Below are 15938 nucleotides of genomic sequence, written 5' to 3' on the forward strand. Positions count from 1 at the left end.
CTCTTGCTCATGATTGAATGACCCCAATGTCGGCGGCGGGTGCATTCTCTACAGGTGCGGGCCGACCCGTTTCTCGCTGGCGGTACGCGATCGGGCCGGTGACGATCGCGTGAAGGTCAACAACCTGTTCAACGAGCGCCCGGTGACCAATATCGGCCCAAGCAGCAAGACGCCGTTCGCCGATATCGGCAAGGCGACAAGCGCCAATTTCGACCAATATCATTATCAGACCGGCCGTGCCTTCACCGGCGACATCACGCTGAAATTCTGATCCGGATGCGAAACGTGCCGCGAGATGCCGATCATCGCTGCACGTTTCGCGGATTCGGGCGATTGTTGCTGGACGGTCTTGAGCGACGGGCATGTCCGCTTGCGTGGCTTGAATATATGCCGGCGGGGTGGATGAAGGCGGCAGGCGCCGACGCTGGCGCAATGGGCGGTGCGTCGCATCGCTATCGGTTCCATCCAGCGTGGCGTGCCATATTTTCCGTAGCTGGCTTCCGCGCGCCTCTCCGGACCGGTCGGGCATTTCCCGCGCCCGGTGCGCTGGCCATCCCGACGGACGCTGGCTGGATCGCCCTGACATCGCCGCCTGGATTTTTCTTTACGGGATGGGGGCGGTGTTTCGTCTTACGGTGCGGGAGGACCGCGCATGTCAGCTGCCGCCAGGCATCCACGGCTTGAGGAAGTAGCCGCGCAGTATCGCACGCCGTTGCTGCGTTTCTTCCAGCGCAGGGCCGGGCGGTGGGAGGATGCCGACGACCTGGTGCAGGATGTCTTCAGCCGCCTGGCCGGGCAGGACCTTGCCACCATCGTCAATATCCAGGGCTATATCTTCCAGGTCGCCGCCAATGTCCTGCGCGACAAGAACCGTCGCGACAGCGTCCGCAGTATCGTGACGCCTGCGCCGGAGGGTTTCGACATCGAGGACGAGGCGGGTTTCTCGCCCGAACGCATCCTGCAGAGCAGGGAGGCGTTGCAGATCATGATCGCGGCGATCTATGAACTGCCCGAAAAGGTGCGCATCGTGTTCAGCCATTATCATTTCGACGGTGTCGCCCAGGTCGAGATCGCGCGCCGCATGGGGCTGTCGCTCAGCACGGTCGAGAAGCATATGGCGAAGGCCAACAGCCACCTCCTCTATCGCCTCCAGAAGGTCCGATGAGCAGGCGCCTTGACGAGGTGGAAGACGCGGCGGCGGCGTGGGACGCGCGCCTGCGCGGCGCCAAGGCGACCTTCCGCGACCGCCGCGCGTTCCAGGCCTGGCTGCAGGAAGATGCCGAGCACCAGGCCGCGCATGATCGTCTGCAGGCGGCGCTGTCGATGTTGCGGGCCCATGCCAAGCTGCCGGAACTGAGCGCGCTGCGCGACGAGGCGCGCAACAGCGTCCATCAGAGCAGGCGGCGGCGCGTCGCGTCCGCCATCGCGCTCGCGGTCGCCGCCATGCTGCTGCTGATGCTGGTTGTCGCCCCCCAGACGGAACGGGGCGCCGAAATCGCCGCGCTGCTGCATGGCGACACGGTCTATGCGACCTCGCCGGATGAACGCATCCGGGTGACATTGGCCGATGGATCGGTGGCCACGCTGGATTCCAGCACGCGGTTGCTGGTGCGCCTCGGCAAGGCGCGCCGGGACATCACCCTGCTGTCCGGGCGGGCGCTGTTCCAGGTCGCCAAGGACCGCCAGCGCCCCTTCGTCGTCAGGGCGGGGGACCGGACCATCACCGCGCTCGGCACCGTGTTCGACGTCCGCCTCTCCCCGCGCGAGCTGCGTGTGACGCTGGCCGAGGGCAGGGTGGCGGTCCGGCCGGTGCAGCCCCGCCAGGGATCGGCCGAGCAGATCTTGAAGCCGCGCCAGCAACTTGTGGAAATCGCCGGCATGGCTTCCCCCGAACTGCGGACCGTCGATACCGACAAGGCGCTCAGCTGGGCCGACGGGCAGGTCTTCTTCGAGAACGAGCCGCTTGCCAGCGCCGTCGAGGAAATGAACCAATATTCGCATCTCAAGATCGTCGTCGATCCCGCGGTGGCAGACCTGCGGATCAACGGCATGTTCCGCACGGGCAATCAGGCCGGCTTCATCGCCGTGCTGCAGATCGCGCTGCCGGTGGAGGTGCGCAACGACGACCAGGGGCGGATCTTCGTCTCCAGGAGACCGGAGCCGGTCGCCGAATAGCAAAGGGGAGTGGGGGAGATGTAGGGCAGCGAGGAGTTGGGCATGACCGCGAACATCGTGCGCCGCGGCATGTCGAACGGTCGGATGACCGGGCGGGGCAAGCCTCCGCCAGATGCGCCATGGACATTCCCGGTTCGCGTGATCGCGACGAGATCGATAGGATAGGCTGACGTTAATGCGATACTCATCTCTTGCCCTTGCAGCCTTCCTGCTGCCCGCCGCCACCTCTGCCTTCGCCGCCCAGGACGCGCCCGATCCCGCCCGGCTCAAGGCCGATGTCGAGAAACTGGTCAGCTTCGGCACGCGGCATACACTCTCCGACCCGAATGATCCCAGGCGCGGGATCGGCGCGGCGCGGCGTTGGTTCGCGGGGGAGATGGGAAAGATCGGCAAGCAGTGCGGCGGCTGTGTCCAGGTCTCCACGGTCGAGCGCGTTTTCACCAACGAGCGTGCGCCCAATGGCGTGAATGTGGTCGACGTCCTGGGCATCCAGCCCGGCAGCGACCCAACGCGCGTCGTGATCGTGATGGGGCATATCGACAGCCGCGTCACCGATGTGATGAACATCACCGCGGATGCGCCCGGCGCCAATGACGATGGATCGGGCACGGTGCTGGTGCTCGAAGCCGCGCGGCTCCTGTCGAAGGAGAAGTTCGCGGCGACCATCGTCTATGCCGCGCTCTCGGGTGAGGAACAGGGGCTGATGGGCGGCAAGCTGCTTGCCGAAACGGCCAAGGCGCGAGGCTGGACCGTGAGCGCGGTGCTCAACAACGATATCGTCGGCAACACCGTGGGGACCGACGGAACGGTCGTCGCCGATCGCGTGCGGGTCTTTTCCGAAGGGATCGAGGCGGCCGAGCCGATCGAGGCGCAACTCGCCCGTCGCGCCAGCGGCGGCGAGAATGACGGCCCCTCGCGCGCGCTTGCCAGGACCATCCGCACCGTTGCGCAAGCCATGCCGGGCGCGCTGGAGGTGCTTGCCGTGAACCGTCCGGATCGGTTCGGGCGCGGCGGCGATCATTCGGCGTTCCTCGACGCCGGCTTCCCCGCCGCCGTGCGGTTCTCGGTCGGCATCGAAAACTTCGCGGCCCAGCACCAGGATCTTCGCCCCGGCTATGGCGACACGCCGGACAAGATGGACTTCCCTTATCTGGCCAAGGTGACGGCAATCAACGTCGCCACGCTCCGCCGCCTCGCCGCTGCGCCCGCTGCACCGGTGACGGTGACGCTCGGCAAGGCGTTCGCCAGCGGGGGCGAGGCTTTCGGGCAGGCCCCGATCGGGACCAAGGTCAGCTGGACGCCTGTCACCGGCGCCGCGGGCTACCGCATCTCCTGGCGCCGCGCCGACAAGTCCGAATGGACCGATCATGTCGATGTGACGGGTGGCGAGACCGCCGAGACCATGCTCAAGGGCGTGACCGTGGACGATAATTTCGTCGGCGTCGCATCGCTCGCCGCGAACGGCGCCGAAAGCCTGACCACATTCGGCGGATTGCCGCCTCGCCGCCGGCGCTAGAACGGACCGACATTCAACCTTCTTCCCTCTCCTTTTGAGGGGAGAGGGTTGCGTAGGCTCAGTCTTTGCATAGCAAAGGCTTAGTCGGAGCTGTGCTCCGCTCTATCTCTCTCCAAGCTGCCAAGCTCCGCTATCCTCTCCCCCTATCAAGGGGAGAGGTAGTGAAAGGCTGATTGTCGATTCGACCTGGAACGGGTTTCCTCCGCGAGGCGCCTCCGAGACGGAACGAAGGCCGTATCGGGAAGCAACCGGCACGGCCTTTTCGTTATCCGCTCGCGTTTTCCGCATTTTCCGGGTCGTCAGGCAAAAAGAAACCCCGGCTTTCGCCGGGGGAGGGGATGTGCCGCCCATATCGTCATGGGATCGGCATCTCGTCATCCCGGCCCATGCCGGGATGACGAGGGGCGGGGGATTCCAAGCGTCCTAGAGCATTTTCAAATTGACCGTTTACGGTCAATGGCTCGGAAAATGCGACAACAAAGACCAGAGCGTTTTCGAACCGGATGACCGTTTTACGGTCATCCTGAAAACACTCTAGAATTTGAACCGCATGCCCACGCGGTAGGTCCGGCCGAGCAGGTCATAGGGAGCATCCGAACCGAACGCCCGGCCATTGGGGATCGGCGGGGGATCGCGGTCGAAGAGATTTTCCGCCACGCCGAACAGCGTCACCTTGTGGCCGCCGATCGAGATGTCATAATTCTCGGCAAGCTCGAAATACCACACCGCGGGGATATGATTATACTGGTCGGGAATGCCGGTGCGGCTAGTCTCCGGCTGGTTGCTGGCGACGCCCTTGCCCAGGTAGCGCGTCGTGAGCGTCGTGCGGCTCGGGCCGACGGCATAGGTGGTCGTCAACATGCCGCGCCACTTCAGGCTGCCATAGGTGCCCAGGTTCGCGGGAGACACGTCGCCGGGCAGGTTGGTCTCGTCCTTCAGCCGCTGCGACACCAGCAGGCGCAGGTTGATCGCGCCGGGCAACGCACTGCTGATCCGGTCGAGGGTGGTGCGATAGCTCGCCTCATAGTCGATCCCTTCCACCGCGACATTCTGCGCGTTGATACCGCTGGTATAGATGGTGGCGTTGACCAGATTGGTCGCGCCCGGCGCCAGGATGATCGAATCGCAGGCTGCAGGATTCACCGGCCGGTTATAGCCATAGCACATGTCGATGATCGTCTGGGCACCCACTCCGGTGATCGCATCCTTGATGTCGATCTTGTACCAGTCCACCGAGAGGCTGAAGCCGGGGAGCCACGCCGGGGCGTAGATGCCGCCCGCCGTCCAGGTGTCGGCGATTTCCGGCTTCAGCAGCGGATTGCCGCCGCTCAGCGTGATGTTGGGCACCTGTGGGCTGCCGGGCTGGGTGCGATCCAGATAGGCGTTCACGAACTGGCTGCTCGGGGCGAACAGATCGTTGAGATTGGGCGCCCGGATGTCGCGCGAGCGGGTGCCGCGCAGCCGCAGGTCGCTGTTGACCGCCCAGCTCAGGCCCGCCTTCCAGGTCGTGACCGCGCCGCTGGTCGAATAATCGGTCCGCCGGACCGCGCCGTTGAAGTCCAGGCTCTTCGCGATCGCCGAATCCTTGAGCAGCGGCACCAGGATTTCGCCGAAGAACTCCTTCACATTATAGCCGTTGGCGCCGTTCTTGTAGTTGCCCACGTTCCACAGCGACTGCAGCGAATAATCGTCGGCGGTCGAGGAGAAGGACTCCTTGCGATATTCGAAGCCTGCGGCGATCGAGACCGGCCCGGCCCAGGTGGAAAAGGGATTGTACTGGCCGTCGATCGACCAGACATTCTGGTAGAAATCGAGATCCTGGCGCGTCTGCAACCCTTCGCTGGCGCCCGTGACCCAGGCGATGGACGCGGCGCCCAGCGCACCCTCGCCGAACAGGTTCATCGGCACGCAGCCATTGGTCGGATTGGCGAGCGTGGAGCGGCAGACCGGCGCGCCCGCCGCCATGCCCGGCACGCCGCCGGTCGCCGGATTGGCGGTCGCGTCGATCGCCTGGTTGAAGCGGCCCAGGATGATGTTGTTGTCGCGGGTGTACCACACGTTGCTGTGGCCGCGCTGGTAATAGGCGCGCCATTTGCCGCTGTCGAGGAACGACCCCTCCAGCGCGGCCAGGATGCGGTCCTGACGCCGGTTGTAGCCCGCCTGGCCGATATGGCTGTCGGGGTCGTTCACCATGTCATAGAATGACCGGGCCATCTGGAACGAGGTGACGCGCGCCGCATCCATCGCCTGCTGCGTCGCCAGGGGGAGGAAGGGATTGTCCCGGGAGACGGCGATGGCGGTGGAACCCTGGCGCGTGTAGACCGCCGACCAGTTGACCGTATCGTTCCCCGCGTAGCTCGCTTCGAAAATGGCGTTGATATTGTCGGTCAGCTCATAGCTGGCATGCCCGAAGATGCTCCAATGCCGGTCGTCGGGCAGCAGCGATCCGCGCGACTGGGAGGAGGGTTCCACCGTGCCGCCGGCCTGCAACTGGCCCTGCTGGATCGGCCCGAAGACGAACGTGCCGATCTGGCCGTTCGGCAGGAACGCCATCCCCTTCAGCGGCCCCGCGGCGATCACGCCGCCCGACGTGGCGGTGCTGCCGCCATCGAAACGCACGATCTGGCCCGGCTGGCCGTTGGTCGCCGTCCAGCTCGGGTTGTTCAGCAGCTGGTAGCCCGGCTGATACCAGTCCCGGGGATGATCGGCGAAATCGATTCCCTGGCCGTTGAAATAGGAACCGCTCAGCAGGATATGGCCCCGGCCCCCCGCGAATTTCGCGCCCCATGCCAGATCGCCGGAGAAGACCCTGCCGTCCCCATAATCGGTCTGGCTGAGGTTGATGCTGCCCTTGAGACCAGTGAAATTGGTGTCGAGAATGAAGTTGACGACACCGGCCACAGCGTCTGATCCATAGGCCGCCGAGGCGCCGCCCGTCACCACATCGACGCGCTGCACCAGATTTTGCGGCAGTAGATTGATGTCCACCGCCGGCGACATGCCGGAGCCCACGACACGGCGGCCGTCGAGCAGCGTCAGCGTGCGGGTCACGCCCAGCCCACGCGCGTTCATCTGGTTCGCGCCGCCTGTGGCATTGGCATATACGGTCGTCGTGCGCGGGCTGTTGCCCGTTCCCATCGACGGCAGCTGATTGATATAGTCGGCGATATTGGTCGGCGCGCGCTCCGCGATGTCCTCCGCGCTCAGAACGGTGGTGGGCGTCGGGGCGTCGTTGCCGTTGCGCACGATGCGCGAGCCGGTGACGATCACTTCGGCATCGGAAGGCGGGGCGTTCTCCACCGGCGCGGCCGCGATGCCGGACGCCGAACCATTCGCGCTTTCCTGGACGCCGGCCACCGCCGCCGCCATGCTCTCGAAACTCACAGGCTGGCGCCGGACCGTTGCAGGCTGGGCCCCGCCGATCTTGCGCAGGGTGAGGATGGCGCCGCCCTCGGCGCGCAGGCCGCTGCCCTGCAGCAGGGCCTGCAAGGCGGCGCGGGGCTCCAGGCTGCCGCGAATGCCTTTCGTCTGCTTCCCCGCCACCAAGGTGCTGGAGAAGATGATCTGCTGGTTCGCCTGCTGGGCGAAGGCGTTGAGCGCGCGCCCCAGATCGCCGGCGGAAATGTCGAAACTTCGCATCTGCTGGGCCGCCGCCACCGGCGTGGCCGCAAGGCATATCATCATTGCCGCCACCGACGAGCCACAGTTATGGATCGAGAATCGCCCCCTGTTGCGCATGTAAACCCCCACAAGCCGCGTTGATCGCGGTTTCCACTCCGTGAGACGCAGCGGGTCCCCGATCCCGCCAAAAAAATGTCACATGGCGGTGGCCGGGTATCGAAGGCGGCTGGCCGTTCGCGATCCGATCTGGAGGAGGGGCGCGCGGACCATGGATTTCCCGGCCGCGCCAACCGGCCGGGTGAATGCGCGATCGGGCTCCCGATCCGTTGGATGGCGCAACTGACGCCGCGCGCGGGGCCGGGGCTTTGCCGCGCCGCCAAAAGCGCAAGCTGTCCCCCCCTCAACCGATGATATGCCGGTTCTTCATGTCGGATGGGCAAATGGGAAAGGATGCGGATACCGCCGACGCCCATGGCGCCGGCGGCCGACCCGGGGAGGCTCCCATTTTATTTCGTGGTGTAGCCGCCATTGACCAGAATGGTCTGGCCGGTCATCCACCAGCCGTCGGAAACGAGGAAGCGGACGAAGGGCACGATGTCCTCGATATCGGTCAGGCCCGTCTTGGAGAATTGCGACAGGGCCGCCGCCGTCCGGTGATAGGCGACGGCGTCGGCGCCCTCGGCGGGATAGAAGAAGGGCGTGTCCATCGGACCGGGGCCGATTGCCGTCACGGAAATGCCGCGCTCGCCGAATTCCTTCGAGGCTGCGCGGGTGAAATGCTCGACGGGCGCCTTGGTGCCGGCATAGGCGGCATAGAAGGGGGTGTAGGCGCCCAGCAGCGACGTCACCAGGGTGACGATCTTGCCATTGTCCCTGACATGGCGCCCGGCTTCCTGCAGGAAGAAGAAGGCCGATTTGGCGTTGACCGCGCTTATCTCGTCATATTCGGCCTCGCTGATCTCCAGGATGGGCTTTTTCAGGACCTTGCCGACGGTGTTGATCGCGATATCCGGAGGGCCGACCGTGGCGAGGGTATCGGCGAAGAGCTTTTCCATGGCGCCCGCCGTCGTCAGATCGGCCTGGAACGCCACCGCCTTTGCCCCGGCCGCCTCGATCGCCGCCACGGTTGCCTCGGCCTCGGGCCCTGCATGGCTGCTGTTATAGTGGATCGCCACCGCCTGCGCGCCCTGTTCGGCCAGGTCGCGGGCGATCAGCCCACCCAGATTCTTGGCGCCGCCCGCAATAAGGACGACTTTGTTCTTGATATTGTGATCGGTCATCATGTGTCTCCCGCTCAAACCTTTGCCGGTTTGTTCTCAGAGGCCGGGGCATAAGGGGAAGATGCGCTTTTTGCTTTCAAATGCCTCGGTTCATTGTCAAATTCCTCACAGGCCGGTTCCTTGCGGGCCGGTGGAGGCGGGGCTTCTTGAACATGCATGAAGAGCAGGGCCGCCGGGCAGGCCATCCGCGTCAGGTCGTGGCCCGCAGCAGCGCGCACTGGCGGGGCATCGCCGTTTCAACGGCGATCGAGAATATCCGCCGCCCGACGGAATGGACCTTCGCACAGGATCGCCATGTGCTCGTCATCCATGCGGCCGGGCAGATGGCGTCGATGGAGACGGTCTTCGAAAATGGTCCCCGCAGCCAGATACTCCCCGAGCCCGGAGGGATCTGGCTGATCCCGGCGGGGTGGCGCTATGCCGCGCTGGCGCTGGGGGATCTGGCGCGTTTCATCGAGATCCAGATTCCCGCGCGCATGCCCGACTATCGCAATGCCGATCTGCGGCCGGTGATCGCCGGGAGCGACCCCTTCCTGTGGCAGGTCGGCGAGCGCCTCGCCTCGCTGATCGATGCGAGGGACGATGTCGGGCATATGCTGGCGGAAAATCTCTCGGAGGCGGTGCGCAACCACCTGCTGCGCGAATATGCGCTCGGCGATACGGTGCGCGAGCAGATCGGGCTGCCCGCCAGCTTTTCGATAAGGGAGCAGGGCCATCTGCGCAGCTATATCGACGACAATCTTGGGGATGCGCTTTCGCTCGAACGCATGGCGGACCTCATGCAGCGCAGCGTCCATAATTTCCTGATCGCCTTTCGCGCGGCCTTCGAAACCACGCCCATCCAATATGTGATCGAACGCCGCCTTGCGCGCGTCCGGATGATGCTCCTTGGCGGCCAGGGAACGATTACGGAGATCGCGCTCGCCACCGGCTTTGCAAGCCACAGCCATCTGACATCGACATTTCGCAAGCATATGGGGGCCAGCCCCACCCAATGGCGTCGTCGCCACCGGGAATAGGGCCTGCTCCCGTCGCCCGTGGCGACGTCGCCGCGTGCCAGCGCCTTGTTTTCGCGGCGCCGGGGCCGGGCGCCTTGCGACCATGCGCGAATCGTTCCGGCACCGCGGCCCGGGCAGGTTCGCTCCGGTACCGGGCTGCGGGCGCCTTTCGGTCCGTCCTCGATTACCATCGGAACCATGCCGGTCTGTGCCGTGGCTGCGCCTTGCAGAATATCCGGCCCTCTTTCAAAATCTTCGGACTTTGTTCATAATCCTCCGTCTAGATGCTGACTGTGATGTCCATCGCTTTGGAACGGAATGACGGTCTTAGGCCTTGAGCCCGCTCTCGTGGCGATTGGGGGCGGTATGATGCCGCCGGACGACGGACACGCCCCATCGACCCGACCGGCACGCTACGGCTGGCGGGGTAAGCGGAAATGGGCGGGGCCTTCGATGGCTTGCCCGCCTGTCAGCTTTTGATGCGTCTGCGGTGGCCCGACCGTCCGTTCCAGGAAAAATATCGGATGCAGACCTGTGTCACAGGTGAGGCGCTAGGGACTGGTCGGCGTCTTGTGCCAGGGCAGGATCAGCGGTGTCGCGCGGCGGTCAATAAAATCGGAGAAAGTCGATGGTATACAAGCATATCTGCGGAGACAGTTTAGCCAAAACTGTATCAGATGGCAAGAAGGCTCCAAATCTGTGCGGCCTTTTCTGTCGATTTCCAGCAAGTCGGTAAAATCGTTCAGGATATCCATCGGGTTATCCGATTTTTTCAAGATATTCCCCGCGCCGGCGCAGGATGCTGAATGGGAACATGAGCAGCAATGCGTTTCGTTACCTTCCGTGCAGCGCGAAGCCTTCTTGGCGTGACTTCTCGATCGTCTTGGCGCCGCGCCGGTCTCCGCGGGGCTCTCATCCCACATCCTGGCAGCGATTTCCCGTTCCTCCGGCCCCATGGCGCTGGTGTAGATCGCCGTCGTCTTGATATCGGCGTGCCCTAGCCAGCGCTGGACCAGGTTCAGCGGCACCTTGGACTGGATCGCGTAGACGCCGAAGCCATGCCGCAATCCCTTGGGCGTCGCATGCCCACCGCTGATGCCGGCCTCGCTCATGATCTCGCAGATGCGCCGATAGCCCGTCATCCGGGACCATGGCCACAGACGCCCGCCTGACGCCGCGCTGCCGTCGATCAGTCCCTTCAGATGTACAAGCAGGTCGGACTGGAGCGGAATCGCCCGGAACACCTGCCTCCCGCGCTTCTTCAGACATTCGATGATGACATGCTTCGCCTCGAAATCGATGTTCCTCCTCGTAAGCGCCAACGCTTCGGAGATACGGCATCCGGTTGCCGCCATGATCCAGCAGAACGTACGGACTGTTTCGCTATGTTTCTTGGCAACTCGAAGGAATGCCTCTCGTTCGGACTTCGTGAGATATTTTCGTTGGCCGTCTCTATTATACATCGTCCAAGGCATTTGTTTGCCGCCCTCCATCGTCGGTTTCGGTGACAACGGCGTAGGGTTTGAAAAGTTGCTAAACCCCTGATTTCCTTTGGTTGATACAGTTTTGGCTATTCCGTCACAGAATCAGGTGGACCTTCCGCCCGATATCGGGGGGCGAAGATGGCGGATCTGCAGGGGCGGGATCATCGGTCAGAAAATTGCTGTCCGCAGCAGCCACAGGCGCCATGCGCTGAGGCTGTAGGGTCCGAATTTACCGTTCGGATCGACAATTGGTGGCAGGTCATGGCGGCCTATGGGCCCAGGGCCTGTGGGCGTGCCCGAAGCCATGTGATCGCGCTTCTGGGCGAACTGATCGGCCAGCCCGATCCTGTCGCCGCCGACATCGGCAGATGGACTGTCGCCGATGACGAATGGCTCGATGTGCTGCTGCCCGCGCGGTTGCTTGCCGGGGCGCTTGTCCTTGCCGACGGCAAGGCAGGCGTGGCGCTCGCGCTCTGCTCGATGGTCGCCTTCCGGCCGGTCGTCTGCGACGGTTTGCCCATTCATATCGCTCTGTCATGTCATCCAGTTAGAGCCCGGCGGGTCGCCTCCGAGTCCGGCTCGGGCGCGGCCGCGTCAATCAGTGACGCGGTCGCGCCATTCCCCCGATCCGCTTTGGCGAAGGCTCTGGCGCGGCCCGATGACGGATGGGTCCACCGGTATCGCTCCGACATGGTACAGGCGGCGCGGCTGTACGCGATGGTCGCCGACAATCGGCTGGACCTGGCCTGGCAGGCCATATGCGGCGCGTCGAACCCAGGCGACGTGCTCTACCATGAAGCATTGTTGAGGGAGGCGGGCGCGGGGGCCGATGCCGCCGCGCCGCTGGATGCCTTGTGCGCCCTGGAGCGCCTGGGCCTTGTCCGGGCTCTCGACCAATATGTCGTCGGCCGCGTGCTCGAAGAGCTGGAGGCGGACCCGTCGGTCGTTCTTGCCGCGAATATTTCGGCGTTGAGCGCTGTCCACGATCAATGGTGGGTGGCGATCGAGCAGCGGCTGCTTGGCCGGCGCGACGTTGCGCGGCGCCTGGTCATCGAGATAACGGAAACGGCAGAGATCGCGCCCTCGCAGGCCACGGCCTTTGCGGACCGGATGCGGAGCCTGGGCTGCCGCATCGCGCTGGACGATTTCGGCGTCGGCTTCGCTTCCATCCGCAGGCTGATGGCGCTGTCGCCGGATATCGTGAAGGTCGACGCCTATTTCACCCATCGCGCGCTCCAGTCGGAACGCGACCGCCAGATTTTCGTGCATGCGATCGGGCTGGCATATGCGATCTCCCCCCTTGTGATTGTCGAGGGCGTCGAGGCGGACGCGGAGCGCGCACTGGCGGAAAAGGTGGGCGTGGCCTGGATTCAGGGCGCCTATGCGGGCCGACCCACCGTGGTGCGATCATGGATGGGGGCGGTCCCCCGCCGGCAGGGGGACGCGCCGTCGCGATTCCCGGATGTGGCCACGGCGCATTTCACCGGCGGAGCCGTGGCGTGACGGGGGTTGCGGGCCGGACATGGTCGCGGTTCGCCGCCGCCCGATGGGCGCCTGCCGCGGTGAACGCCTGGCTGAGGCAGGTCGGCGCCTTGAGCGATCGCTTCCGGGAATCGCGCCGAATCGTGCGGAACCATCATGCCGGGTGGGGGCAGGAGCAGGGGCAGGGCCTCATGTCCGTCGGATCATGGGGGGAGGGCGAGCCCTCCCGCGCGGAAGCGGGCCGCTGGCGCGCTGGGGCGATGGCCGGAGACGCGCGCCGGGCATCGCCGGATGGGCAGCGGGTCGACCTGCCGGCCGAGCGGAAGGCGCCAGGCTGGCTGCATGGGCTGACTCTGGTCGTGCTGCCGCTGGTCCTGTGGATTCTGATTTTCCGGGCGCCGCTTCTCTTTCTCGCGATCGTCGCGCTGATGGCCGCCACGATATACGGGCTTTCCGACCGCCAGGCACCTCTCCGGAATGCCCTCGGTCTGGGAGCGGCGCGGTGGCGGAAGACTGCACGCCACCGCGTTTGCTCGCAGCAGGAAGATCCTGCCGATCCGGTGCGCGTCGCGGCCGGGGAAGATTGCCAGCCTGCAGCATCGCTGCCCTGCGCGCCCGCGCTGGAGGCCGACCGGCCATCCGCATGGGTGGCGGTGGTGGTGGTGATGGCATTCCTCTTCTGGCTCGGCATCGGCGCATTCGCCCTCTGGTATCTGGTGGCGGAGGTGCGCTGGTGAATATCCATTCCGGCCCGCGGGATCGAAGGGCGATCCCCCCGATATCGCCGCCCGGAGCCGGAGCGGTGCGGCGGCGGCGGATCGCCGAACCCCGCCGTATATGTTCGCGCCGTTTCACGACCGCCGATCCGGGGTGGGCGGAAGGGGGCGTTTGGCGCGGATTTCGGCCTTTTGCCGAAAATATGAACGGAGCGGGATCAGGGCCGCTCCGGGCAAAAACGGTCCGATGGCGGGTGGTGATGCCGCGTCGGACGTCCAGGCTCGGCGCGGCTGTGCGTGCCGGGCATCCAACTGCAGTGATGATGATCGAAGGTGGCGGCGTGGTCGCCCCATCGAGTTCTTGTTCAAAGGAGGCGATGTATGGCTGCTAAAGTAATAAGTAAGATCGATGGGGCCGCCCGGTCCGTCGAAATGTCCAATATTGATTTGACGACCGTCAGTGTTGTCGAATTGCCGCTTGGGCCGGAAGACATCGCTTCATATGCACGGGAAGGGCAGGATCTCGTCATCCAGCTCAAATCGGGCGAATCCGTCCGAATTCATAATTTCTACGTGGTCGCCAGCGACGGCACCCAAAGCGAGCTCGTCCTTGAAGATCATGACGGCACCATGTGGCTTGGCCACCACGGCGACGGCCTGGCCAATTTTCAGTTCTCCGAGATCCAGTCCCTGGACTCCCTGATCGGCGTTCCCGCAGCTGGCGGGGCAGGAAATGTGATTACGACCGCAGGCGCGCTGGCGGGCCTTGCCGCTCTGGGCGGCGTTATCCTTGTCGCTGGCGACGACGATCATCATCCCCGGGATGATAGCGATGCTGACGCTGACGCTGACGCCGATGCCGATGCTGACGCCGACGCAGATGCGGATGCCGACGCTGACGCTGACGCTGACGCCGACGCAGATGCGGATGCCGACGCAGATGCTGACGCAGATGCCGATGCCGATGCCGATGCCGATGCGGACGCTGACGCTGACGCTGACGCTGATGCGGACGCTGATGCCGACGCTGATGCTGATGCTGATGCCGACGCAGATGCTGACGCTGATGCCGACGCCGATGCCGATGCGGACGCCGATGCTGATGCCGACGCAGATGCGGATGCTGACGCTGACGCTGACGCTGACGCGGATGCCGATGCGGACGCTGACGCGGATGCCGACGCCGACGCCGACGCTGATGCCGATGCTGACGCTGACGCGGATGCTGACGCGGATGCCGATACCGATGCGGACGCTGACGCTGACGCTGATGCGGACGCTGATGCCGACGCTGATGCTGATGCCGACGCAGATGCTGACGCTGATGCCGACGCCGATGCCGATGCGGACGCCGATGCTGATGCTGATGCTGATGCCGACGCAGATGCGGATGCCGACGCTGACGCTGACGCTGACGCGGATGCCGATGCGGACGCTGACGCGGATGCCGACGCCGACGCAGATGCTGACGCTGACGCTGACGCTGACGCCGACGCAGATGCTGACGCTGACGCTGACGCAGACGCTGACGCAGACGCTGACGCCGACGCAGATGCTGACGCCGATGCTGATGCTGATGCGGACGCAGATGCTGACGCGGATGCTGATGCTGATGCTGACGCTGACGCCGACGCGGATGCTGATGCTGATGCTGATGCGGATGCCGACGCAGATGCGGATGCCGACGCAGATGCTGACGCGGATGCCGATGCGGACGCTGACGCTGACGCGGATGCCGACGCCGACGCCGACGCCGACGCAGATGCGGATGCCGACGCAGATGCGGATGCCGACGCAGATGCTGACGCCGATGCTGACGCGGATGCCGATGCCGATGCGGACGCTGACGCTGACGCTGACGCTGACGCTGACGCTGACGCAGATGCTGACGCTGACGCCGATGCGGACGCTGATGCCGATGCTGACGCGGATGCGGATGCGGATGCTGACGCGGACGCGGACGCGGACGCCGACGCAGATGCGGATGCCGACGCAGATGCTGACGCAGATGCTGACGCCGATGCTGACGCGGATGCCGATGCTGATGCTGATGCCGACGCCGATGCGGACGCTGATGCCGATGCTGACGCGGATGCTGACGCCGATGCTGACGCGGATGCTGATGCCGACGCGGATGCCGATGCGGACGCTGACGCTGATGCTGATGCTGATGCCGACGCCGACGCAGATGCGGATGCGGATGCTGATGCCGACGCAGATGCGGATGCGGATGCGGATGCTGATGCCGACGCAGATGCTGACGCTGACGCTGACGCTGACGCGGATGCGGATGCCGACGCTGACGCCGACGCCGACGCAGATGCGGATGCCGACGCAGATGCTGACGCCGATGCGGACGCTGATGCCGATGCTGACGCCGATGCTGACGCGGATGCGGATGCTGACGCGGACGCAGATGCGGATGCCGACGCTGACGCTGACGCTGACGCGGACGCTGACGCTGACGCCGACGCAGATGCTGATGCCGACGCAGATGCTGACGCGGATGCGGATGCTGACGCGGATGCTGACGCCGACGCCGACGCAGATGCGGATGCCGACGCAGATGCGGACGCAGATGCTGACGCGGATGCTGATGCTGATGCTGATGCTGATGCTGATGCTGATGCTGATGCTGATGCTGATGCTGATGCTGATGCTGATGC

At 64.9% G+C, this 15938-nt stretch carries 11 protein-coding genes and 1 pseudogene; 9 read left to right on the forward strand and 3 right to left on the reverse strand.

Annotated features, from left to right (window positions below; translation table 11 throughout):
- Positions 1-13 precede the first annotated feature (13 nt).
- From WFP78_RS10200 to WFP78_RS10215, 4 genes are all read left to right on the forward strand, one after another.
- Positions 14-271, forward strand: coding sequence for a hypothetical protein (locus tag WFP78_RS10200; RefSeq protein WP_336961411.1), 258 nt, complete (start codon positions 14-16; stop codon positions 269-271).
- Between the two features lie 381 nt (positions 272-652).
- Positions 653-1165, forward strand: a complete 513-nt coding sequence (locus WFP78_RS10205; RefSeq protein ID WP_336961414.1) for an RNA polymerase sigma factor — start codon at positions 653-655, stop codon at positions 1163-1165.
- A complete protein-coding gene (locus tag WFP78_RS10210; RefSeq protein ID WP_336961417.1) occupies positions 1162-2175 on the forward strand; it encodes a FecR family protein in 1014 nt (337 codons plus the stop codon). The genes WFP78_RS10205 and WFP78_RS10210 overlap by 4 nt, the downstream gene beginning before the upstream one ends.
- A gap of 175 nt (positions 2176-2350) precedes the next feature.
- Positions 2351-3691 carry a M20/M25/M40 family metallo-hydrolase gene (locus WFP78_RS10215; RefSeq protein WP_336961420.1) on the forward strand — a complete coding sequence of 447 codons (1341 nt, stop codon included), beginning with the start codon at positions 2351-2353 and terminating at the stop codon, positions 3689-3691.
- Positions 3692-4225: 534 nt separating this feature from the next.
- On the opposite strand, the gene WFP78_RS10220 is transcribed toward WFP78_RS10215, so the two are convergent.
- Together WFP78_RS10220 and WFP78_RS10225 are read right to left on the reverse strand one after the other, a co-directional pair.
- The gene (locus WFP78_RS10220) at positions 4226-7375 is read right to left on the reverse strand and encodes a TonB-dependent receptor (RefSeq protein ID WP_336961423.1); all 3150 of its coding nucleotides are present in this window, start codon (positions 7373-7375) and stop codon (positions 4226-4228) included.
- 443 nt (positions 7376-7818) lie between these two features.
- Positions 7819-8592: an SDR family oxidoreductase gene (locus WFP78_RS10225; RefSeq protein WP_336961426.1), complete on the reverse strand. Its 774-nt coding sequence runs from the start codon at positions 8590-8592 to the stop codon at positions 7819-7821.
- Between the two features lie 152 nt (positions 8593-8744).
- Between WFP78_RS10225 and WFP78_RS10230 the strand changes: the two genes are divergently transcribed.
- The gene (locus WFP78_RS10230; RefSeq protein ID WP_336961770.1) at positions 8745-9611 is read left to right on the forward strand and encodes an AraC family transcriptional regulator; all 867 of its coding nucleotides are present in this window, start codon (positions 8745-8747) and stop codon (positions 9609-9611) included.
- 530 nt (positions 9612-10141) lie between these two features.
- Here WFP78_RS10230 and WFP78_RS10235 read toward each other — a convergent pair.
- Positions 10142-11083: a tyrosine-type recombinase/integrase gene (locus tag WFP78_RS10235; RefSeq protein WP_336961429.1), complete on the reverse strand. Its 942-nt coding sequence runs from the start codon at positions 11081-11083 to the stop codon at positions 10142-10144.
- A gap of 252 nt (positions 11084-11335) precedes the next feature.
- Between WFP78_RS10235 and WFP78_RS10240 the strand changes: the two genes are divergently transcribed.
- The 4 genes and pseudogenes from WFP78_RS10240 to WFP78_RS10255 all read left to right on the forward strand — a co-directional run.
- Positions 11336-12577 carry an EAL domain-containing protein gene (locus tag WFP78_RS10240; protein ID WP_336961433.1) on the forward strand — a complete coding sequence of 414 codons (1242 nt, stop codon included), beginning with the start codon at positions 11336-11338 and terminating at the stop codon, positions 12575-12577.
- Positions 12578-12816: 239 nt separating this feature from the next.
- Entirely contained in the window at positions 12817-13293 is a 477-nt protein-coding gene (locus tag WFP78_RS10245; RefSeq protein WP_336961435.1) for a hypothetical protein, read from the forward strand.
- Positions 13294-13704: 411 nt separating this feature from the next.
- A pseudogene (locus WFP78_RS23415) lies at positions 13705-13923 on the forward strand (BapA/Bap/LapF family prefix-like domain-containing protein); the annotation flags it as partial.
- A 181-nt stretch (positions 13924-14104) separates the two neighbouring features.
- Positions 14105-15938 (forward strand): hypothetical protein (locus tag WFP78_RS10255; RefSeq protein WP_336961441.1); only part of this gene is annotated, 1834 nt, incomplete at its 3' end.

Source organism: Sphingobium aquiterrae (assembly GCF_037154135.1).
GTDB lineage: Bacteria > Pseudomonadota > Alphaproteobacteria > Sphingomonadales > Sphingomonadaceae > Sphingobium > Sphingobium aquiterrae.

Bases quoted from the DNA above. Each gene is read 5' to 3' on its own strand.
- WFP78_RS10205 (WP_336961414.1), top strand. From the start codon at position 653: ATGTCAGCTGCCGCCAGGCATCCACGGCTTGAGGAAGTAGCCGCGCAG.
- WFP78_RS10210 (WP_336961417.1), top strand. From the start codon at position 1,162: ATGAGCAGGCGCCTTGACGAGGTGGAAGACGCGGCGGCGGCGTGGGAC.
- WFP78_RS10215 (WP_336961420.1), top strand. From the start codon at position 2,351: ATGCGATACTCATCTCTTGCCCTTGCAGCCTTCCTGCTGCCCGCCGCC.
- WFP78_RS10220 (WP_336961423.1), bottom strand. From the start codon at position 7,375: ATGATGATATGCCTTGCGGCCACGCCGGTGGCGGCGGCCCAGCAGATG.
- WFP78_RS10225 (WP_336961426.1), bottom strand. From the start codon at position 8,592: ATGACCGATCACAATATCAAGAACAAAGTCGTCCTTATTGCGGGCGGC.
- WFP78_RS10230 (WP_336961770.1), top strand. From the start codon at position 8,745: ATGCATGAAGAGCAGGGCCGCCGGGCAGGCCATCCGCGTCAGGTCGTG.
- WFP78_RS10235 (WP_336961429.1), bottom strand. From the start codon at position 11,083: ATGGAGGGCGGCAAACAAATGCCTTGGACGATGTATAATAGAGACGGC.
- WFP78_RS10240 (WP_336961433.1), top strand. From the start codon at position 11,336: ATGGCGGCCTATGGGCCCAGGGCCTGTGGGCGTGCCCGAAGCCATGTG.
- WFP78_RS10245 (WP_336961435.1), top strand. From the start codon at position 12,817: ATGGCCGGAGACGCGCGCCGGGCATCGCCGGATGGGCAGCGGGTCGAC.